This window comes from Methanosarcina sp. DH2, from assembly GCF_020804225.1.
In the GTDB taxonomy this organism is placed as follows: domain Archaea; phylum Halobacteriota; class Methanosarcinia; order Methanosarcinales; family Methanosarcinaceae; genus Methanosarcina.
This window is the reverse complement of record NZ_WJBI01000019.1, coordinates 59,474-80,943: the sequence shown is the minus strand read 5'-3', so window position 1 is coordinate 80,943 and position 21,470 is coordinate 59,474. Positions and strand designations below refer to the sequence as shown.

20 protein-coding genes and 1 pseudogene are annotated in these 21,470 nt (G+C 39.8%); 10 read left to right on the top strand and 11 right to left on the bottom strand.

The window, feature by feature from the left end:
* Positions 1-999, bottom strand: a pseudogene (locus FXV91_RS17415) (IS66 family transposase); the annotation flags it as partial.
* Positions 1,000-1,365: 366 nt separating this feature from the next.
* Between FXV91_RS17415 and FXV91_RS17410 the strand changes: the two are divergent.
* Positions 1,366-1,707: a hypothetical protein gene (locus FXV91_RS17410; RefSeq protein WP_229391964.1), complete on the top strand. Its 342-nt coding sequence runs from the start codon at positions 1,366-1,368 to the stop codon at positions 1,705-1,707.
* Positions 1,708-1,971: 264 nt separating this feature from the next.
* Entirely contained in the window at positions 1,972-2,157 is a 186-nt protein-coding gene (locus FXV91_RS17405; protein WP_229391962.1) for a hypothetical protein, read from the top strand.
* Positions 2,158-2,408: 251 nt separating this feature from the next.
* Here FXV91_RS17405 and FXV91_RS17400 read toward each other — a convergent pair whose 3' ends face one another.
* From FXV91_RS17400 to FXV91_RS17390, 3 genes are all read right to left on the bottom strand, one after another.
* Complete coding sequence (locus tag FXV91_RS17400; protein ID WP_229391960.1) at positions 2,409-3,302, bottom strand: hypothetical protein; 894 nt, start codon at positions 3,300-3,302, stop codon at positions 2,409-2,411.
* A 344-nt stretch (positions 3,303-3,646) separates the two neighbouring features.
* A complete protein-coding gene (locus FXV91_RS17395; protein ID WP_229391959.1) occupies positions 3,647-4,798 on the bottom strand; it encodes an ISH3 family transposase in 1,152 nt (383 codons plus the stop codon).
* A gap of 816 nt (positions 4,799-5,614) precedes the next feature.
* The gene (locus FXV91_RS17390; RefSeq protein WP_229391957.1) at positions 5,615-6,202 is read right to left on the bottom strand and encodes an Ig-like domain-containing protein; all 588 of its coding nucleotides are present in this window, start codon (positions 6,200-6,202) and stop codon (positions 5,615-5,617) included.
* Positions 6,203-6,775: 573 nt separating this feature from the next.
* On the opposite strand from FXV91_RS17390, the gene FXV91_RS20030 reads away from it, so the two are divergent.
* The gene (locus tag FXV91_RS20030; protein ID WP_255680687.1) at positions 6,776-6,904 is read left to right on the top strand and encodes a hypothetical protein; all 129 of its coding nucleotides are present in this window, start codon (positions 6,776-6,778) and stop codon (positions 6,902-6,904) included.
* Between the two features lie 111 nt (positions 6,905-7,015).
* On the opposite strand, the gene FXV91_RS17385 is transcribed toward FXV91_RS20030, so the two are convergent.
* Positions 7,016-7,450, bottom strand: a complete 435-nt coding sequence (locus FXV91_RS17385; protein ID WP_229391955.1) for a hypothetical protein — start codon at positions 7,448-7,450, stop codon at positions 7,016-7,018.
* Positions 7,451-8,034: 584 nt separating this feature from the next.
* Here FXV91_RS17385 and FXV91_RS17380 point away from each other — a divergent pair.
* Positions 8,035-9,498, top strand: coding sequence for an insecticidal delta-endotoxin Cry8Ea1 family protein (locus tag FXV91_RS17380; RefSeq protein ID WP_229391954.1), 1,464 nt, complete (start codon positions 8,035-8,037; stop codon positions 9,496-9,498).
* A gap of 588 nt (positions 9,499-10,086) precedes the next feature.
* Positions 10,087-10,413, top strand: a complete 327-nt coding sequence (locus FXV91_RS17375) for a phasin family protein (protein WP_229391952.1) — start codon at positions 10,087-10,089, stop codon at positions 10,411-10,413.
* Positions 10,414-10,490: 77 nt separating this feature from the next.
* Here the strand turns inward: FXV91_RS17375 and FXV91_RS17370 are convergent, their stop codons facing one another.
* The 4 genes from FXV91_RS17370 to FXV91_RS17355 all read right to left on the bottom strand — a co-directional run bounded on the left by FXV91_RS17370 (position 10,491) and on the right by FXV91_RS17355 (position 14,106).
* Positions 10,491-10,748: a hypothetical protein gene (locus FXV91_RS17370; RefSeq protein ID WP_229391950.1), complete on the bottom strand. Its 258-nt coding sequence runs from the start codon at positions 10,746-10,748 to the stop codon at positions 10,491-10,493.
* 14 nt (positions 10,749-10,762) lie between these two features.
* On the bottom strand, positions 10,763-11,908 hold the full coding sequence (locus tag FXV91_RS17365; RefSeq protein ID WP_229391949.1) for a hypothetical protein: 1,146 nt from the start codon (positions 11,906-11,908) through the stop codon (positions 10,763-10,765).
* Between the two features lie 699 nt (positions 11,909-12,607).
* Positions 12,608-12,889: a hypothetical protein gene (locus tag FXV91_RS17360; protein ID WP_229391948.1), complete on the bottom strand. Its 282-nt coding sequence runs from the start codon at positions 12,887-12,889 to the stop codon at positions 12,608-12,610.
* A 113-nt stretch (positions 12,890-13,002) separates the two neighbouring features.
* Positions 13,003-14,106, bottom strand: coding sequence for a chromosome segregation ATPase (locus FXV91_RS17355; protein WP_229391947.1), 1,104 nt, complete (start codon positions 14,104-14,106; stop codon positions 13,003-13,005).
* 217 nt (positions 14,107-14,323) lie between these two features.
* On the opposite strand from FXV91_RS17355, the gene FXV91_RS17350 reads away from it, so the two are divergent.
* The 4 genes from FXV91_RS17350 to FXV91_RS17335 all read left to right on the top strand — a co-directional run bounded on the left by FXV91_RS17350 (position 14,324) and on the right by FXV91_RS17335 (position 19,243).
* Entirely contained in the window at positions 14,324-15,478 is a 1,155-nt protein-coding gene (locus FXV91_RS17350; RefSeq protein WP_229391946.1) for a MarR family transcriptional regulator, read from the top strand.
* Between the two features lie 463 nt (positions 15,479-15,941).
* Positions 15,942-16,445 (top strand): amino acid-binding protein, encoded by a 504-nt coding sequence (locus tag FXV91_RS17345; protein WP_229391945.1) that lies wholly within the window; start codon positions 15,942-15,944, stop codon positions 16,443-16,445.
* Positions 16,442-17,467 carry a homoserine dehydrogenase gene (locus FXV91_RS17340; RefSeq protein WP_255680690.1) on the top strand — a complete coding sequence of 342 codons (1,026 nt, stop codon included), beginning with the start codon at positions 16,442-16,444 and terminating at the stop codon, positions 17,465-17,467. The genes FXV91_RS17345 and FXV91_RS17340 overlap by 4 nt, the downstream gene beginning before the upstream one ends.
* Positions 17,468-17,536: 69 nt before the next feature.
* Positions 17,537-19,243 carry an ATP-dependent DNA ligase gene (locus tag FXV91_RS17335; RefSeq protein ID WP_229391942.1) on the top strand — a complete coding sequence of 569 codons (1,707 nt, stop codon included), beginning with the start codon at positions 17,537-17,539 and terminating at the stop codon, positions 19,241-19,243.
* 103 nt (positions 19,244-19,346) lie between these two features.
* Here FXV91_RS17335 and engB read toward each other — a convergent pair whose 3' ends face one another.
* Positions 19,347-19,976: a GTP-binding protein EngB gene (engB, locus tag FXV91_RS17330; protein WP_229391941.1), complete on the bottom strand. Its 630-nt coding sequence runs from the start codon at positions 19,974-19,976 to the stop codon at positions 19,347-19,349.
* Entirely contained in the window at positions 19,951-20,961 is a 1,011-nt protein-coding gene (locus FXV91_RS17325) for a DHH family phosphoesterase (protein ID WP_229391939.1), read from the bottom strand. Before FXV91_RS17325 ends, engB begins: the two co-directional genes overlap by 26 nt.
* Positions 20,962-21,301: 340 nt before the next feature.
* Here FXV91_RS17325 and FXV91_RS20025 point away from each other — a divergent pair, with 340 nt between their 5' ends.
* Positions 21,302-21,433: a hypothetical protein gene (locus FXV91_RS20025; RefSeq protein WP_255680686.1), complete on the top strand. Its 132-nt coding sequence runs from the start codon at positions 21,302-21,304 to the stop codon at positions 21,431-21,433.
* Positions 21,434-21,470 lie beyond the last annotated feature (37 nt).

The following is a 21,470-nucleotide window of genomic DNA, read 5'->3' as shown; positions in this document are numbered from 1 at the left end:
CTTTTTCATCTCAGTGAGCAGTTCATTCATTTCTTTAGCCCACTGCTGTTTATAGTTCTCTTCAATTCCAGCAAGTTCTCTCTGTAAATGAGCATTACAGAGAGCATGATCACAGTCATAAATGTTGTAAGGTTTCCATCCGTCGTGAACTGCTACTCCCTTAAACTCCAGAAGAATTCCCATAGCATTTATTGCCTCTGCTCCTCTTTTTGAGTGAGGAAAATAACATGTGTATTTATCATTAGAAGCTACATGAAGCCAGTGCCTTTTTCCTTCGATCTTCATACCAGTTTCATCAAAATGGACAACAGGAGAAATCATTAATTTCTCCCGAATAACGCTTTCRAATTCCTCTAWATTCTGAAAACATTCTCTTTCTGCTCGAATTATCGTAGCAGGACAGATTTTTATTCCCATAATATCCTCAAAAAATTCAGAAATCCTTTCATAGGGGATAAAATGGTGATTTTTACAGTAAATAGCTGAAGCTAAGATATTAGGACCATACTGAACTGGATATTTTACTGATTCAGGAAAAACAGCTTTATTTATTCTTCCACAGTAAGGACAGGTCTTAATCTGACTTTTGTGTTCTGTAACAATTAGATTTACAGGAGGAATATCAAAGACCTGTCTTTTCTCTTGGGCTTCAACTTCAACATTCTCAAGAGTATGGCCACATTCTTTGCAGCAACTCAAAGAATGTTCTATTACCTACTCAGGATCATCAACCATATCAAGAGTTGTCCCTGGGTGACCATCTTGACCTCCAGGTTTCTTCCCGCTCTTTTTACGGAGACTCTTAGGATTAGGTTTCTCCTTGACAAAAAAATCAGTAGAAGGAGGACGACTGCTGTTACGACTATTTTGGTTTAAACGAGATTCTAAGGCTATCAACCTTTCAGTAAGTTCTTTAATTTGAGTTTCAAGACTCACAATGTAAGCAATAACTTCAGGGTTTGAAGCACACAAAGCAAGAATCTCTTCACGTGTAAGCATGATAACGAAACAAAATAGAATTCAATTTATATCCAATTTTTCCTCGAAAAGAGGAAAAATTGTAGCCTTTAAAAGGCTGCCTGAATAGTTACAAATATACTATAGAGACTCGCGAAGACCTGCTAAACTTCGTACTTCAGACTGGAGCTCATACTTAATAGAGATTAACTATATATAAATCAGCAGTAATATTATTTAAATAATATAAAATTAATATATTTAATTTTGTGTGTAATTTTGTGTATAATTTTGTGTATAATTTTGTGTACTAATTTTGTGTACTAATTTATTATCTTTATTTTTTTATTAATTAATTCCGTACATTCAGTCTAATAAAATGGTCGAGTTCGCAATGGGGGTTAAAGAATGAGAATAAAATTGATAGCAGCTTCTCTGATAGTAATCTGCTTAGTTTTTTCTCTTGGATTAGCTCAGGCACAGAATGAAGAGAACAGTTGTAAGCCTATAACATTTGTTAACGTTACACCTGACGCATTTGAGTGTATGAAGAATACGCTTCAGAATTACGGCATTGATGTTCCGCCGGGAAATGAAGGAGAAATTTCAGAAAGAGGAGTTACCGGGAGCTTCGAATGGGATGGAAAGTCCATTCTTACCATCACAATAAAGGAAAAACCTTCCTGGATCAGCTGTGAAACCGCAGATGAGAGAGTAATACTATTTGTAGACGAATGCAAAGGTCCGTGATGGAAAAACTTGAATAGAGTAAGAAGTTTCTCCTGATTTCCTCGAAAGATGAAGAAAAAAAGGAGGCAGGATCAAAAAAGCATCAAGCTTATTTTCAATTTGCTGAAAGCTACTGCTTTTTTCCTATTTTTGCAATATCCTCACGCTACGCCTCATCCTGCCTTACCGGTTCAGGTGGAAGGATTATATTCTTTCTTCAGCTAAATAAAATTGGGAGGTATATTCTGGATGAAATACACATGAGTATATGCTGATCCTGACGGTATGTCACATTTTGAGGACATGGACATTGAATTCATAGAAGTGGATTTTGCCCCGCTGGCTCCTTCGCTTTTCCTGTCGGCTTGCCACCGGGCATCCCAGTATGCGTTCTTCCGGGTTCTCTCAGGCTGGTTAAGGGACTGGCACCCGGCTCCACATAAGCAGGTCTTCTTCCTTCCGGGAAAGTAGAATTCAAAGTAAGCAATGGAGAAAAACGCCTCTTAGGGCCCGGAAGTGTGGTGCAGCTTGAAGATACCGGAGGGAAGGGGCACGTGTCACAGGGATAACCGGAGACGATAAGTGCTGGCAGCAGTTGTACAGCTGCCGGACTGAAAGCATAGTGATCGAGTAAATGACATTGAAATATTATCAGTAAACAAGCAGTATGGCAGGAAATTTCAGTTTTTTTGAAACCTTCGCTTTCGCTGCCTCATTTTAGCCTATTTTTCAGCTTCTTCTTTTCTTTTTTTGCTGGAAGCTCCCTGCTCCTTTCCTGCTGTGCCAGAAGCCTTCCATCTCGCATACGGTGCCTTTTTTGCTGCAAGTCTGTAAAGCTCTTCAACCGGGTTTTCTGCATCGTAAAGCTCGGGATAATCGTCCCGTAGTAACTTTACAGCCCGCCGGGCTATGTAACCCATTTGTCCCATGGTCAGGTTTTCGACGTCTTGCATGGCTTTTTTTCGATCAGGGAGCTGATGGAAGATCCGTGCCATGATATCTCCTGCTCTGTCCTGCACATGGCTGTCTCCGCTCCCCGCAGGTTCAAGCAGACTTTCCCAGACCTGTTCCCTGTCTTCAAGGTAAGGGTATATCAAAATAAAGGCATCCGAGACGAGTTCACGGATATCTCCGTACTCGCTCCCTGCAAGGGCTATAAAATCAGCCCAGACCTTTTCCCTGTTCGGCATGGAAGGAAAAAGCAGGATCAGGGCTTCTACTGCGTGTTCCCTGACATGCCTGTTCTCATCTTCAGCCAGCCGGAGAAGGCAGTTCCATGGTTTACTTTTTTCCGGTACATAGCCGAGTGCAAAAATAAGGGACACTACCACGGCTTTCCAGACCTCCGGGTCTTCAGTCCCTATAAGTTCAAGCAGGCTGTTCCAGCCCTTTTCTTTTTCGTCATCCGAAAGTTCCGGGAAAACTGTTCCAAGGGCATTTATTGCTTTTACTCTGAGAGTTTTATCTTCATCGGAACAGAGCCTGAGCATGTCCTCCAGAGCTTGCTGCTTGTCCGAAAAGGATCCAAAAAAGGTTATAAGCTGCTGCAAGGCATCAGTTCTTTCATTTAAACTCGGGCTGAAGGTTTTTTCATGTACATCTGACTGATCGACCAAGAATCCCCACCAACAATAACACAAGTTCTTATAAGATTAAATATTTTACAAGATTTTACTTTGGTTAGCATCCTGTTTGTTGAAAAGTTTAGGGAAATTATGATTGTTGTTCCAATCATTTGCAATAGGTATTAATTTCCTCTCAATCTCTCTTATCGCTTCTAGATCTCTTCGGAATGATAAGCCAACCATATGCCGTCAATACCCCTTCTTGCAAGTTCCTCTGCATGTCTGAGACGCACATCGCTATTATTGTAGTTTTCATGATACCAATCCAAAATCTCTTTTGGAAGCAATTTCAGTAGTTCGCTAAAATCTTTCCTCCACTTTTACTCTACCTTCATTTATCTCAAACACCACACTGTTGTCCTCACTCTTAACTTTCTTCTTATCCATTCCTTAATAATAAGTATAAATACTTCAAATCTGAACTTATCCTCATCTATAACCTGAGGTCCTCTTTTGACAATAGTAAAATGTTTTTTCTGAATGTATAGCCATATATTTTTTAGTAGAAAGGATACCAATGCATAAAAGTACCTTATAGTTGCGTTTTTAGATGATGTCTTTGGTCTAACCACATTCCTCATCCTGTATGACGATTCAATAGCAAATCTTCTTCTGTAAACTGTACTGACCTTTCTTGGAGACCATTTAACTCCAAAAACAACAAAACCAAGGTTCTCACATCCCTTTTTACCTCTCTTTCCTTTCAGATACTTAACATCAATGATAATGTCTAAAAGAATCTTTTTCTTAGAATTCTTCATGACATATTGTGTACTCCGAGCCTTATTCCCATTCATAAGTTGCTTCATCTTCTCTCCTTTCTTGACAACAGGAACTATGTGAGGAACACCATTACTTTGCAAAAATTCAAACACATCTATAGAATAAAACTCTCTATCAAGGCAGAGAACCTTGATTTTAAAATTCAGTCTTTTGATGAGATAGAGAAAATAGGAGAGGTATTCAACCATTGGTTTTTTCTTTTCTACAGGAAGAACAGATACAGTAAACCTTTCGTTCTTGTTAGTGATGTAGAGGGAGATATATGAGTAAAAAGAGTTTGTTGACTTTTTAGCTTGGCTACGAATTACATATTTCTCTTTAGACGAATCTGTTTTCCCGTAATAAGGATCGTTGGTTAAATCAATGGCAAACTCATAGCTCTTACCTGTTTTGAGAGTTTTTAGGGGATTTTGAAGAAGAATCTTTTCATTGGATAGGATCAATTCGTCCATGTTTAGTTTCTTAAGATGGTAACGTAAAGATGTTTCACAAGCAACAGCAGAATACTGTTTTGAGACAGAATGGACTGAACTCTTATCGACTGCCAAACTCACAACAGTACGAATAATGTCTTCACTTGTAAGTGAACCATTGATCTTGAGGATTACATGAGATGTGAGAGGTTGTAATATAGAATCAATACAGTACTTTGACTTTAATTCGATTTTAAACCTATTTCTGAACTTATTTGTGAAAAAAGACATAGAGAGGCATTTTTCATTACATATAAAGGTATCGAGAAGCTTCCGTAATGAGGAAATCAAAATTAGCGAAGTACTGAATTTACATCTGTTGTATCCTGAAATAATTTCGCAGACTCAAAGCCATTTAAAAGTTCATTACACGATACAGCATCAGGTGACGTAAAAGGTTAAACATTGAGTGAGTTCCATTACATTTTGGTATTGTGGAATGATCATGTAAAATGAAACAAATTCGAAATTGAAGTAAAATAGTAGGTCATCTGTATACGATAGATAACAGTAATAAAAGAAATTTAAAAAGCGAAATAATTTCAGGATAAAACAGGCAATATACTTTGATGATTAGAAAATATAGCCATCAACTTTCCCGCAGCTTTTATCATCTATTTTGATATTATTTACATCCAAAAGTCTTTTAGGTTAAACGGTCGAGGATTTCTTTTATCGTTGTTGCATCTAGGTTAAGGTTGACCTTGTTCAGGGTGATGCAGATCAGTTTTGCGGATCACCTTAGCTCTTCGTCGGAATGGTATTTCGAGGCGTGGTCGTGTAATGCTGCCAGGCAATAAGAAATAGTGTGCAGAGAGCACATATTGTGATGGCAATAAGAGCATTTCTAAGGTTTGAAATCCAAAGAATAACAACTGGGATTATATGGTTTGAAACGAAGTGTAGCATTACGAGAAATACTATTAATCAATTCATAAGAGATCCAATGTATGCTTTAGTTTAAAAAATCAAAAAGACTCAAAAGTTGCCTGCAAAGCAGGTAACTGCATAAGTCCTGAGAAAGAAAAAAATACTGTAGAAAAGTTTTTATTTTTTCGAAATCTTGAACTTGTATGTGAAATCTCCACCGGCTTCTCCATCTTTATCTCCATCAAAAGAAACACCTTTCACGTCTTTGATAACTCCTGATCCCGTGTCAGTCCCTATCAAAGTAACAGATATTTTAGTCTCATCTTCTCCCAGAGGATACTCTTCATAAGGCCTGAACATCAGCGTTCTGGTACCAGCATCAAGAATTCCTTCTATAGGATTTTCAGAAGCTGAACTCTTGACTATAACTGTATCCTTCGTGACAGTAGAACTGTCAATAGATGCATCGAATTCGATCCAGATAGGAGATTTCGGGTCCTTTGAAAATGTTTGTCGATCCGGATAAACAGATTTCACAGTAGCAGGATATGGGCGTTTAAGTACCTTCTTTGGAACTAAATGAAGTTTTTTATATACCCTTTTCTCTTTAACATACTTATCATAAGTATATTTCGCAGTAACACCTGCAACAAAGCCTACCACAGCTCCGGCGGCTGTCCCTACTGTTGTCCCTACTAATAGACCACCAAGTAGATGGTCTTTCTTTTCAAACACATATTTCTTTTTCAGTTCTTTACCCCCCACATATTTTTATCCTTTTTTATTTACTCAACCTTAATCTTACTCAACTTTGCAAATTATCTCCAGATACATGTCCGAACTCAAGTTTGTAACTAACTTAAATAATATGCTTTTTTCAGAATGAAGGACATAAATTATCAGTCAGTTTTGAGTTTGACTACGTGTTTCTTGGATACATATATTTGATCATATTATTTGCATATATAATATCCATTTAATAAATAATTATAGTAGCCCATTTGCCTCTTTGACCAGCTATTATATTTATAAAGATAGGAATAAATTCAAAAATTAAAGAAAGAAAAGAAAAATATGTGACATAGATCGAAAAATCTTTTTTATTAATCTCATCTTAAAATCAACTTTATTCCAAAATCAGTATATACTATTCATTGAAGGAAAAGAATAACACTATTTGGTATTATCGATCGGTATAAATCTTATTAAATTGCTATTCAATAGGAAGAGACAGAGACTTTGAACAGGCCGGCATACCTGTGTTCTAATTTGATGAATAATGGATTTCTATACAGACGGAGGAAACTGTCGACATGTTATACCTTGAATTTGTCTGACATGGAAACAAAAGAATGCGAGGTGAAATGCCTGCTGGCCAGGATGAAAAACCTCAAGATGAAAAGAGGGATTATCATCACATCGGATAATTTTGCATTAAATCCCTCTACCACTCAGGATTACAACTAAAATTAAGCTTTGAAGAAAGAGTTAAAACCAGAATCATGGAAAGGTTACTCTTTTACTACACTATCGAGATCGAATGTAATTTCATAAATCCATCGTTCATATACGACAAAATCAGAGAATTTTATCGACTATACTCGATGAATGTATAAACAAGAAAGCCCTGATTATTCTTTGTGGATACGAGAGAGAAACTGAAAAGTGCCATTGTTGAGTGTTACTTATTTTTATCTGGTGAATTCCTGATGATTTCGGGGTAAACATAGTAAAATCATCTACAAATATCCCTGATTGATTGTGCCCACCAAAACCTTTTTGCCAGGAATATTCTATGTTTTGCGGGTCAACAATAGTGATGTTTAAAAGTTCTGTTCTGATTTGTTCCCTTGTTGAAAAAATAAAAGTTACCGGTTCGTTTTCTGTAAACATGACACTTTCGTCAATACCTCTTAATGGTCCTATTGAAGCACTTAAAACCTCTTCTCCTGTGATATATCCTGCTACCAGGACAGAAAGTATCAAAAATGCGAAATTGAACATCGCAACCATGAGAACAATATTAATAATCGAATTGATGGATTTTCCAATTACTGATGTTTATTTCGCCACCTGAACATTTAAAGATAAATAGGAGTTATCTCTGTGAAAGATAGATTATTCATATTTAAAAAAAATACACTGTTATAAACGTTTTTCTCCCGGAAAATATCCTATCCCGGGTTTAAAGTACGAATAACCGAATCCAATAGTTCCTGGATTTCGAGATATGAACAACTGAGTCTGGTAATGATATAGGGTTATTTTCCGCTGCATAGAAAAGGCTAATATTATGAAGGAACGCTTGTCCGGATTGGAAAAAAATAGTTCCAGAAACATAATTTAAAATATTAGATAGTTTCATATATGGTGCAATAAAATTTCGTCGGGATGGCGTGTTGCACGTGCTATGACTATTGATTTTTGTTTTTTAATGTATGCAACACTGCAGAAAAACAGAATAAAAATTAGAAAGATGTTTCTGCAAAACTGTAACTCTCAAAATACTGATAGACCGGGCTCCAGAATAAGCGGGCTCCAGAAGAAGTTTTGGAAAAATATCTTGATATGAAATAAATATGAGGGGGAAAATCCCAGTGACTGAAAACCAGGTTATGCAAGAAACTTTGGCTAGAAAGGATGTGCCTGAACACATAATATGTTTTGCTCAAGTAGAATATGAGCTCGATTACAACAACGCAGCAAGAGTGGTCATATCCACAGCTCTCGGGGAAATTCCGGGAGTGGGTTTTGCACTTGGTGCTCTTGTAGAGATTTTTTGGCCTGATTCGCAACAGGATGTGTGGTCGGAAATCAAGGACGAAGTAGAACAGCTCGTAGATGAAAAAATCAGCGAACTGGTTTACCAGCAGGTTCAGGAAGATCTGGAAGGCCTGGAAAATAATCTGAATGAATACCTTTGGGCTGTACAGAACTCCCAGAGTCAGACATACATATCTGAGAAATACAATGTTGCACTTGGAGATTTTCTCCAGCAGCTCCCTCACTTCCAGTCCAAGGGTTATGAACTACCCTTGCTGCCGCTTTTCGCGCAATTTGCGAATATGCACCTGAGTCTTCTTCGGGATGGTGCTTTATACGGTAACAGCTGGGGGTGGACAGAGGAAATACAGCAGCATACACGGCAGCAAATTGCAGACACAATCAGTTCTTACATAGCATACACTGAAAAGATTTACAACGATGGCTTACAGGCTACGCAGAAAAACGCTCCCAGCAATAAACATTACACTGAACCCTTTAATACGGTAAACAGATATATTCGGGAAATGACTATCAATGTTCTGGATTTCAAGAATATGTGGCAGTATTTCGATCCTGTGAAGTACTCCACGCCTGCCGAAGTATATCTGTCTAGAGAAATTTACTCTGATGCTGTAGGGACAGCTGACAACAGCGGTACGATTAGACTTCCTTCAGCACCCGAACAACCGATCTCAAAAGTAGAAGTATGGGCATGGGACCGGATTGATGCCTGTCAGGTTACTTATCCGAACGGTGGAGGCCCAGGAGGGGTTACGCAGACATCTCGCATGGGAGATAAGAGTGGAGGAAGTTCAAATCCCCCTCATGGCGGAGTTTTTAATCTTTCTAGAGAAAATCAGATAGTGAAGGTTACAGCTCGAACCGGAGACATTCTGAATGCCTGGTGGTTTACATTTAAGGATGGTTCTGTCAGCAACGAGCTTGGAGGCAACTATCCTGGCGGTAGTGATAATGTTTTTACCTATCCCGATGAAATTCTTTCAAGCATTAAAATTATGGGGGTCAGCAGTTATTACGGGAGTGCGGATTGCGCTGTTTTTGGCTTCAAGTTCGACAGGGAGTCAACGTTACCGGACCAGGCTGTTCTGCAAAAAATGTATATTGCCTCCCCTTCTGCACTTAAACCGGAAGAACTTACAAGCTATGTCGGGTTTAAAAATTCAGAAGAGGCAAGCGAGAGGATTCGAACCTGGATAAAGGATAACAATTGGGATGAAATCCGCGAACGTCGGTGGGCCAATATTCGTGAAAGCATTATAGCAAGAAGAACTTGAGTAAAAAGAAGAGACTTATACCGGATCCAGATTGCAGGTCCTCTCTGATCAGCACTCACCCAGGCCAAAGAAATCAAGAGCATAAAACCCTGTTTTTCCAGGGAACTATTCAGCTGCCCAATAATCAACATTAAGAGCCTTAATCCACATCTTAATTTGAGAAATCTGAGGATTGAAAACGATATTAATTGGCTCATTTTATGGTAACTGAATAGTTACTTTTCCATATAAGGAGTATGAAGGCTACGTTGTTACCAACCTGAAAAACTAACCTTCATAATCATATGCGAAATCCGGAATGTGATACTTTACGAAAATTCAGGCATGATCTCATCCTCTATTCATAACGGGCCTATCCTGAAACCCATTCCGTTCTCAAGCAAGCCGGAAAATTACCAGAGAATTGTAAAGAGTTTTTAACTTAAAGGTACTTTTTAGCCAATAGTATTTTTAGTGTATCATCAGTTTAATACACTATCAGTTTTTAACACATTACTACCTTTTAATACATTATCAGTTTTTAATAAATCATATCTCATTTCAAATTAATTATTTCCAAATTAACAGTTTAGGATGCGTGTTTTGTATATGAAAGAATCTGTTCGAAAACTCGGGCTAATAGGGGCCGGCCTGTGGGCTATGACCGAAGAGAGAGTAAATGATCTTGTAAAAGACCTGGTCGACAAAGGGGATATCAGCAGGGAAGAAGGCAAAAAAGCTGTCCAGGACCTGGTTGAAGAAAGCAAAAAACAGAGGGTTGACCTTGAAAAGAAAATATCTGACAAGATTCAGGATGCTATCTCAAAGGCAGATGTCTTTACCAGAAAGGATATGCATGAGCTCGAGTCAAGGTTAGAGACTCTGGAAGAAGAGATCCAGAAGATGAAAAATAAAGAAAAGATGTTCTTCAAATGAGAGCATCTTTTCTTCTTACAGCTCTTTCTTCTTACGATTTTTTCTACAGATCTTTGTTTTCATAGTTCCTTATACTATTACAGCTCTTCAACAACTATTTCTTCCTCAAGGCTTGAATTCTCGAGCAGGGCCTCAAGATCTGTAATGTTTTCTTCAAACTCCTGAATTTCTGCTTCGGTAAGTCCCTGTTCTGCGGAGGTATCATCTTCTATTCCTGGAATGTTTGGGATTATACCTGCCTCTTCAACTTCAGAGGTGTCGTCTCCGATACAACCTGACCCTGCAAGCCAAAAAGTTAAAATTGACAGTACAAACATATATGTGAACTTTACCATTTTTTTTTACCCCCTCAATTCACCAACCCGTCCTCAGAGGAGTTTTCGGATTCGTTCCCTGAGCTGGTGTTTGTTTCTCCTTCAGGAGAGAGTTCAGTTCCATTCACAGAAATGCCGCCAACAGATGAACTGTTGTCTGTGTTAGTATTTGTGTTATTTGTGTTTCCGATGTCATTTAATTCGGTTCCCGGAACATCTCTGATCCTGGTTTTACTGGCATTTTCAGTTCTGTACTGTTCCAGTTCCCCGAAGATTTCTTTAAGGTCCTGGTTTGCCTCTTTTATTTCATTGAGAGCGCTTTGCAGGTGGTTGTCTGCTTTTAGCAGTTCTTCCTGGGTAGCATTTTCTTTATTGTAGATCTTTTTTGCTGCTTCATTATTTTCCCTGGCTGAGTCCATCAGGGCATTGTAACTGGCGAGCTTTGCCTCAAGTTCAGTTGTATTTACACCGGTTTTATTCAGGCTTCCGATTTCTTTCTCAAGTTTATTAGAAATGGCCCCGGACTTGTTAACGAAATCATTTATCTTCTCGCCGGCAGCCTGTCCTGTCTCCACTGCTGTGCTATTTCTTTCATTGTTCCAGACTCCGCGCACCGATTCGGTTGCATTTGCGAAATCTTCAAGGTCTTCGGCTTTTTCAATAGCTTTCTTTTCTTCCTGCAGCTGGCTGATCCTGGCTTCAATAGCAGCAATCCTGGTATCCGTACCGTTGCCATTTGACTGCTCAAGGTTGTACTGAACTTTTTCAAGGTGAGCTATCATATAGTCGATGCTAGAGTTCAGATATACTCTTGTAATTTCCAGTTCTTCTTCACCATAATTTCCTGACCTGAGCTGTTTTCGGATTGCAAGGAAGTTTTTCCTCGAGCTTTGATAGTTACTTTTCTGGATCTTGAGCTGTTCTTTTGACTGTGTCCTTTCCTGAGTTCCTTCTCGCAGCTGTACCTGTTCCAGAGTTCCATTCTGTGTTTGATTTCTGTCCTGAAACTTTTGCGTAATCAATTCCTTTTTCTGGATAGTTTCAAGCTTATTTCCATTCTTGGCATCATTACCTTCCCCAGCCCCGTTTCCGGCAAGAGCTGCTGTCGATAAGATACTAGTGATAATAAGTAGGAGAGTTAAACATGAAACGTAGCGTATTACATTCCCTAATTTTCCCATATGACTTCCTCTCTTTAAATTATTCAACTGTTACATTATTGGGATGGGGAAATATATAAGCATACTTTCCTTAAAAGTAAGAATTAATAGATAAATATGAAACTTAGAGCTTTATATGTATTTTATTCACTATATAGGGCTTTAAAACCCATTATATTCTATAAATTATTAAAAAATAGAAGTAAAGCATTTATACTAAAATTCAACTTTTGCATTGAGTTTTTATAAAAAAATTAAGTGAAAGTGGATATTTTTGTCTTTTTCACTTTTATTTAGAAAATGAATTTTAGATATCAGGTACCGAATCGGATATTAACGCAATATAAGCTTGTCCCCCATCTTAAGAAGATAAATTATAAAATTCTAAGGCAGGGCATATATGGCTCTCGGAAAAGGTTTGTAGAAAGATGGCCAGTAAGCTGAATAAAAACCTGAATAAAAAACCTGAATAAAAAACCTGAATAAAAGACAGAAAAAAGATGAGTAAACGGGATAAAATTTCAAAGGAAAACTGCATAAACAAAGCTAAAAGAGTGGAATGAATGAAAGGAATTGCATCAGTTATTAATTCTTGAAAAGACGAATTTGAGAAAACAGGAGTGAGAAAAGATTTTTTCAGGTGAAGACCACCTTTCAATCATACCTAATTTTATTTTACTTCATATTCTATTTTTCCCGTCTCACTATTTTCAGCTACTTTCACCTTTCTGCACTTACAATCACAGTTTCGATTTCTATTTCGTCTTCAAGGCTTGCATTTGCGAGCAGGTTCTCGAGCTCGGCCATATCAGAATCAAGTTCCTGAATCTCAGCCTGGGTAAGTCCTGTCTCTGAGTCATCTGGTACTCCATTCCCTGCTCCGTCAATACCTGGGACTATTCCTGCTTCCTCCACTTCAGATGCATCGTTTCCGACACAACCGGACCCTGCAAGCCAGACAATTAAAGCTGACAGCATAAGCAGATGAGCGAGTTTGACCATTTTATATCTCCTTGGTTCTCCAATCTGTCCTCAGAGAAGTTTTCAGTCCTTTTCCCTGAGTTGTTATTTATTTCTCCTTCTGGAGAGATTTCGTCCGTTTACAGAAGTGCCGTTTATACAGATAAATTATTATTAGTATTGTTTATACTTATTGTATTATTAAGTTCGGTTTCTATACTGTTTTTAACTCCAATTTCGTTAACTTCTTCGAGATTGTACTTTTTCAGTTCGTCGAAAATCACTCTGAGTATCTGGTTTGCTTTATTGACGTTATTAAGAGATTCACGCAGGTAATTGTTTGCCACTTTCAGGTTTTCCCGGGTAGAGTTCTCGTCTTCATAAATAGAATCTGCCGCTTCTTTTTTCTCATGGGCAGCTTTTATATATAAATTATAACTGGCAAGCCTCGTAGCAAGCTGAGCTGTGTTAACACCAGTCTCATTCAGACTCTCAATGTCAGCCTCGAGTTTTTCTGATAGCTTCCCGGATTTATCGAGGAATTCTCCTACTTTCTGGCTAACTGTTTGTCCTGCACTTGTCAGGCTGATCTTCTGCGCATTATCCCATACACCACGTACTGACCTGACCGCAATTGCAAATTCTTGCTGGCTGGAAGCACTTGCAACTTCTGCCTGTTCAGCCTCAAGCAGTTTAATATTTTCGTCTATGGCAGCAATTCTTTCTTCTGTGCCATTGCCGTTTGAGTACTGCATGTTCGTTTTTACGTTTTCCAGGTGGATTACCATATAACTAATACTTGAGTTAAGGTAGAGTCTCGTTGCATTTACAGCTTCTTCGGAATTGGGATCAAGATTTCCTGCCTTAATTTGATTTCTTACCTTAAGGAAATCACCTTTTGCTTCCCGGTATTCTTCCTTCTGCAACTGGAGTTTTTCCTGTATCTGTTTTCTTTCAAACTTATACGCAGAAATCCTATCTTGATCCTTTGTCAGGATTCCGTCTTGATCCTGCATATTTTCAGAATAGGAATTATCAGTGCCGTTAGCGCCCTCTACATTATTTTTTTTGTAATTTTCCGGATCTTTTTCTGAACCTATATCTGTTACTGAATCTGTAATATTCTCGCCTGCATACTGAACCCCGTTTCCATGCCCTGACGAGTCTCTGGTAGCGAGTGATCCTCCAGGCAGTACGCAAAATAATATTAATATAAATGTAACATAAGCCAGATATCGAACAATTCTTGATTTTTTCATCTGACTGCCTCCTTTTGGCAAGTTAAGATACTGTCCATATTATGATAGGGGAATATAAGCATACTTTTCGGAATAAGGCTGGTTAATGACAATATACGGACTTCCAAGCTTGATAAGATCTTCGATTTCTTGATAAAACTTTAATTTGCCTTCAGCACTTTTGAACCTCTGGCAAGGAAAAGGAAAAGATTTATGCTAAAAACCCCTTTAAAGCTGCGTGAATTTTAGACAGCTCTGCAAGATCACCTGTGTAGTCTTTTTCCTAGTGTGCGTTCAAGGGAACGTACTTGCGGCGACGATTCACGGGACCGTGTATGAGTGGTACAGCTTCAAACCCCTAGAAAACTCAATAGTTGAGATCAACTCTACTCCGGAACAGTCCCTTGTTGCAACGGATGCTGAATACTCTTTTAACCTTACTCCGGGAACCTACCTTATAACTGCCAATTATTTTGAAGATAATACGCTGGTTTATACGGCTGAAGAAGAAGTTATAGTTTCCGAAGAAGGGGAATACGTTCATGACCTTTTACTTTTCCCTACATATCAGGAAGAGCTTCTCGATCAGGGGAACGATTTAGAAACTGTTGACCTGGATCTTGAGGAGGCAGAGCCCCAATCCCATGAACGCTCGCAAAATACGGTCTTAATCTTTGCTTTATTTGCGCTCTGTATACTTCTACTGGCTGGTTATTTCGTGAAAAAAGGAAAAAGAGACCCTCCTGAAAAGGCAACAGGTTTTCCAGGAGAAATGGAAAATCTAAATTCGCCCGGGCCAGATACACTAGGGTCTGAAAATATCACAATCGTGTCAAAGATATCTGGATATACAGAACCCGGTGAAGTTGGTTCGATTGAAGAAGTCTCAGAGACAAATTATGAGCCTCCTGCACCCCTTACAGTCGAACAGCGGACTGGAGATATTTTTGAGACAGAGATGTCTGTACAGCAAAATGTAAAGCTGCCAGAAGAATCAGAGATATCTATAAGTCCCTCATCTGAAAATACCTCATCTGAAAATACCTCATCTAAAAATCCCTCACCTGAAAATCCCTTATCTGAAGAGGAATTTAATTTGTTAAGTCCTGTCGGTCTGGAAAGCCCTGAAGCAAGCCTCCCTGAAGATCTTAAAGAGATTATGGACCTGATTCGAGCTAACGGAAACCGAATTACTCAGAGAGAACTCCGTAAAAAGTCTCCTTACTCGGAATCCAAAGTAAGCCTTATGCTTTCGGATCTTGAAGAACGCGGATTGGTTGAAAAGTTCAAAAGGGGCAGAGGAAACATTATCCGTATTCCCGATGGAGAGGCCATCAAGCAGACGGAATCTCAGAGCAGAAAGGAGTCGGGAGAAAACGGCACTTCACAATAATTTAATAATAAAATGATGCTTTACTTTACATTTTTGAAAAACCACAAATAGCAAACACCGCAGATAGCAAACTATATAACTGAATTCATCTACTAAGCAACAGGAAAGATTAATAAAAGTTTGAAAGATCCGGCCCATAATACTCCTTGGTGTACTTTAATTGAGCCGGTGTCCATACGCTGATATATTAGTATAACCTTGACAGTAAGCTGATTGGATAAGACTACTGGATATTAATTTGATACACTTATTGATTTGATATGTTTATTAATTTGATATGTTTATTAATTTGATATGTTTATTAATTTGATATGTTTATTAATTTGATATGTTTATTAATTTGATATGTCTATTAAATTAATACATTTATTAAATTGAGACATTATTACCAAGACTTCATATCTTACTTAGAGTTCATATTTAGATTTCATATCGAATTATTATAAATTGCATGAGGGACAGTATGCGAGTTTCCATGGACATTGAATTAAAAGATGTGCCCGGGCAGATGCTTTTAGCCCTCCAGCCTCTTTCGGAATTCAAAGCTAACCTGATAACTGTTTTACACCACCACCAGAAACGGACCCCAAGAAAAACAGTGCCTGTACAGCTTGTACTCGAGACAAAACCCGAGAACATAGTAGCAATAAAAGCAAAGCTTGAGGAAAACGGGATAAGGGTTGTAAGGGTTGGGGAACAGCGTTTCAGAGAGAGCATAAATGTGGTTCTTATAGGGCACGTGGTTCACACAGGGATCCAGGACACGATTGATGAGATTGACAAGACAGGGTTTGCGGAGGTAGTCGACCTTTCGCTATGCATGCCAGGTATTAATCTTCTTTCTTCAGCTCTGATCAGAATCGATGCTGTAGGTAAAGAGGATCTGCAAAAGGCGCTTGATATCCTGAAAGAAGTCTCGGTAAAAAAAGACCTGCTTATGGTCCTTCCAATAGACATCCACGCCTGAAAAAACATAGGAGATTTGAAAACATGAAAACAGTGCGCTGTTCTATTTTAGGATTTGGTGCAATTGGACAGGGTGTAGCCGAGGTACTTCTTATGAAAAAAGAGTACCTGAAAAGTATCGGGCTGGAAGTTCTAGTAGTTGCAGTTGTGGATTCTAAAGGGGCTACTATTAATCCTGAAGGAGTGGACCTGGCTGACTGTCTTGCCCGCAAGAGGACAGGAGGCACGGTTGCCATAGAAAAACTCACAGGCGTTGAGGTTATCCGGTCCGTAGACCATGAACTGGTAATAGAAACCACTCCTACAAATATCGTAACGGGAGGAGCAGGGCTTCAGAATATGTTCGCAGCCTTCGAAACCGGCAAAGATGTTGTTACCTCCAATAAAGGACCTCTTACCCTGAAGTACGGAGAACTGATGGAAGCTGCAAAAACAGCCGGATCGAACTTCAGGTTTGAAGCTACTGTCGGCGGCTCCATGCCCATTATTAACCTGGCAAATGAAGTCCTTGCAGGAAATAATCTCAGAAGCATTAAAGGGATTCTTAACGGGACATGTAACTATATCCTCACCAGAATGCTCGAGGAAAGGGCAAGTTATAAGGATATTCTTGCCGAGTCTATGGAACTCGGAATTGCCGAAACCGACCCTACGTATGATGTAGAAGGAATTGATACAGCATGCAAACTGGTAATTCTTGCCAATGCAATTTTCGGGCTTGATGCAACATATAAGGATGTTGAAGTTACGGGAATTACAAAAATCACGCCTGAAGCTCTGGAAATGGCTTATGAAAGAGGGCATGTGATCAAGCTTATAGGAGAAGTCAGCAGGGAAAGAATACATGTTGCTCCAAGGCTTGTACCTATCAACCATCCCCTTGCTGTAAGAGGTACTCTTAATGTAGCTTCCATAGACACCGAGCTTGCGGGAGAAATCACGGTCACAGGCAAGGGCGCAGGCCCGATAGAAACCGCAAGTGCAATTCTCAGCGATCTGGTTGCAATTTACGGAAATCGATAAGTACAGGAAAAATCGGCCTTCATAGATCAGAATCCGAAAAAACAAAAAACTAAAAAAACCGCGTGGACCATGACAAGCTTCAGGGAATTTGCAGAAACCTGCCAGGCAATTGAAAAAACATCGAGCACTATAGAAACTACAAATAAGGTTGCTGACCTCCTCAAAAAAGTTGACGTTGAAGAGCTGCCTCTTGCCACTCATTTTATAATGAGCGAGGTTTTTCCTGCCTGGAGTGGAGAGCAGCTCGGTATTGGCACAAGCCTGCTTTATGTTTCACTCTCTAAAGCCTCAGGAATGTCCATACAAAGTATAGAATCTCTTATCCGAACCACTGGAGATATAGGGGATACAGCACTCCTTATCCTGAAGGAAAAAAGAAAAAACCAGGTGACATTTTCTTCTTTCCTCGAAGAGCAGCCTGAGCTCTCAATAACAGAGATTTATAACCGTTTCAAGATCGCATCCGAAGCTTCCGGAAAAGGCTCACAGGAAGTTAAAATCAAAAATCTTCAGTTTCTCTTTACCTCTTCAACTCCGAGAGAAGCAAAATACATTTCCAGGCTTGCACTTGAAGAACTCCGCATAGGTGTAGGGGAAGGAGTTGTCAGGGATGCCATTGCAAAAGCCTTTTCTGTACCTGTAGAGATTGTGGAACACTCTTTCATGGTTACAAACGACCTCGGCATAGTGGCTGCTGCTGCTAAGAAAGACGGAATAAAAGGTCTCGAAAACCTCGGGATCGAGATCAACCGTCCAATCAGGATGATGCTTTCGCAGATCAGCCCTGACATAGATGCCGATATCAGGGAAATGAAAGAGGTTGCAATTGAATGGAAATTCGACGGGGCAAGAGTCCAGATACACAAGAATGGAAACTCAGTTACTCTTTTTTCACGAAAGCTTGAAAACGTCACAAATTCCCTGCCTGACCTTGTTGACATAGTCCGGAAACATGTAAGAGCTGAGTCAGCAATCCTTGATGGAGAAGCTGTAGCTGTAGACGAGAACGGAAAACCCAGGGCTTTTCAGGAAATCCTTAAGCGCTTCAGGCGCAAGTACAATGTAGAGGAAAAGGTTCTCGGGATTCCTATCCAGCTCAACCTGTTTGACATTATGTACCTCAACGGCAGAACTCTGATTGACCTATCTCTTCTTGAGAGGCGAAAAGTGCTTGAGTCCTGTGTGGAGAGTTCTGTTGAGGACTCGAAATCCATCTGTGTAGCCAGTCAGGTGATAACCGGAGATCTCGAGGTTGTGGAAAAGATTTACAGGGAAGCCTTAAAAGCCGGGCACGAAGGTGTTATGGTTAAAAACCCGGTTTCTGTTTATTCTCCTGGCAAGCGTGGCAAAAACTGGCTGAAGAAAAAACCCCTCATGGAGACTCTTGACCTTGTGATTGTGGGGGCAGAATGGGGCTTCGGGCGCAGAGCAAACCTGATCGGCTCTTATACTATTGCCTGTTATGACCCCGAGACTCCCCGCTTCCTGCAGGTTGGCAAGGTTGGTACAGGCCTTACAGACGAGCAGCTAAAAGAACTTACAGAGATACTCTCAGGATTAATGGAAGGTGGAGAAGCCGGAGGGGTATTTGCAATCAGGCCGAAAGTCGTCCTGGAAATCGCCTTTGAGGAAATCCAGAAAAGCCCCAACTACGACTCGGGCTTTGCCCTGCGTTTTCCCCGCTTCATCCGCGTCCGAGACGATAAAGACCCGGAAGAAGCAGACACAATCCAGCGGATCGGGCGTGTGTACAGCCAGCAGCTGAAAAGGCTCTGAAAGGCTTGTCTCAACTATTAGTTCTAAAAATGAGTAGAGTAAGCAAAAATAATTGAGTTAAAAAAGAACTGGTAAAAAACGATGTGACCTGTTTAAGGACAGATCAAACATACTTGAACAGGTCGTCCCTTTTCATTTCGTGCAGCCTATCACGGAGAAGTCCCTTTAAGGCTTTCAAATCTAATTTTTTGACACTTATCGGTGCGATGATATGCTTCCAGTCTTGCCATGGAGGTTCAAGTCCGAGGCGCACTGAAACCTCGTCAAGGAGAGAGTCGTATTCATCTGCTTTTACTTTGTCCATCTTGTTTGCAGCAACAATAGTGTCAATCCCGATTTCCCTCATGAAATCAAACATTTCAACGTCGATAGGAATCTGGTCCCTGGAATCCCAGCGGTCGACTACTTCAGGAAAAGTCGGTCCGTCGATTACAAGGACCCCGATTTTTATTCTTTCGGCATTTTTTTCGAGATAGCGTATTGTCTGGTCTTTTACAATATCTTGCTTTCGGTCTTTCACTCCGCTCATGAAGCCGAAGCCAGGCATATCCGTGATAAGAAGGTCCGATTCCTGGGCATGTCTGGGGCGCAGGGTAACGCCCGGGCGTCTTCCAACCCTTACTTTTGCCCCGAAGATCTCCCTGAGAAGGGAAGACTTGCCCACATTTGAGCGCCCTACAAAGATAATCTCAATATTTATGCCGCTTTCAGCTGCAGTCTTGCTGGTTTCCATTTTGTTTTACCTCATTTACTTCCCCGAGTCTGGCATCGAAAGCCCGGAGGAAAACCTCCAGCGAACCTTCGGGGATGCGTGCTCCTGCTGCAACAGGGTGCCCGCCGCCACTTCCTCCAAACTCAGGTGCAACCGAACGAAGGATACGATTTATGTCCACATTTCCACGGGAACGTATGCTAAGGTCATATACACCTTTTCTCTCGTGGTACTCGGCTGCAATTCCAACTTCCCTATGTCCGTAGGATGCGGCATAGATCGCTGCCTTTGAAATGGAGTTATTCGTATTTACAATATACGCGCTGTTTCTCAGGACTTCCACATTTTCTTTCACAAAAAGCCGGATTTTCTCTTCGTTAATTGCAGCTTCCCTGGCAAGCTCAAGCAGATCAGGGACATTTGAAGGAATCATGTCCTTTGATAAAGGCTCAAGCAGGGTTCTTTTAAAATTGTATTCTTTTCCTTTATGAATTATTGCCTGGATCAGGGCTCCAGCCTGAAAATAGAGACTTCTTTTGTCCCAGTCTTTTACCCAACTTTTTATACAGGGCGTATTATCGCAGAAATCACCTATAGCCCCGTAAATTGCTATTCTTCTCATTTCCTGGCTCAGAAGGTCTTCAAAAACCCTGTAGGTCAGTTCAGAGGAACATACTCCCGTATCATGGTAAAACCACTCTTTTTTTCCGCAACTTTCCGGAAGGGGGTGGTGGTCTATGTAGTATAGATTGCATTTTTCCGAAAAATTCTCAAGTACTGAATGGAGTTCTGAGCAGTGCCTTTCTTCGATTGCAATGTCACAGATTATGAGGGTTTCGACGTCTTCTATAAGGTTTAATTTGTCAAGAAGGCTGACAGGGCTTGTAAAGTATACATATGCATCAGGGTAAGCACTTTTTGCAATTGCCCCCGAACATATCCCGTCAGAGTCTCCATGGGTAAGGATCAGGGTTTTTGCTTTAAGCCGGTTCTGGGGTTCTTTCATGATCTAATTCCTTTTTTGCTGTTAGAATGTATACTTTATTTTTGATCTCTTTGTAAGGCATCGATTTTCTCACTTTATTCTCGATTATAGAAGAGTTCTATCATTCGGACTGCAAATTTATTAATCTATTATTCTAATTGGATTCATTCTAATTGGATTCTAATTTGTTGGCAGCTCCTTATTAATCAGTTGATAATATTCCTAAATATCCGAAAAATAAGATTTTTCAGTTTTCTCTTCGGTGCCGCATAGGTCTGTAGCTGGACTCAAATCGATAAAACAACACGTGAAACTATAATGCTATTAAAGAAAGCTGATGCTGTGGATAATACAATTCAGGATGAGAAATACTTCTTTTTACACAGGTGATGCAGGAAAAATAGGACAGGCAGGTAAAAAAGGTAACCATGCCGGAAAATTAACAACCTCATATGCCTTGTCTGGCAGTCTGGTAAATACAGGAGCCAGATGACAAAAAAGTGGATTCTCCGAAAAACCCGGGAGAATCC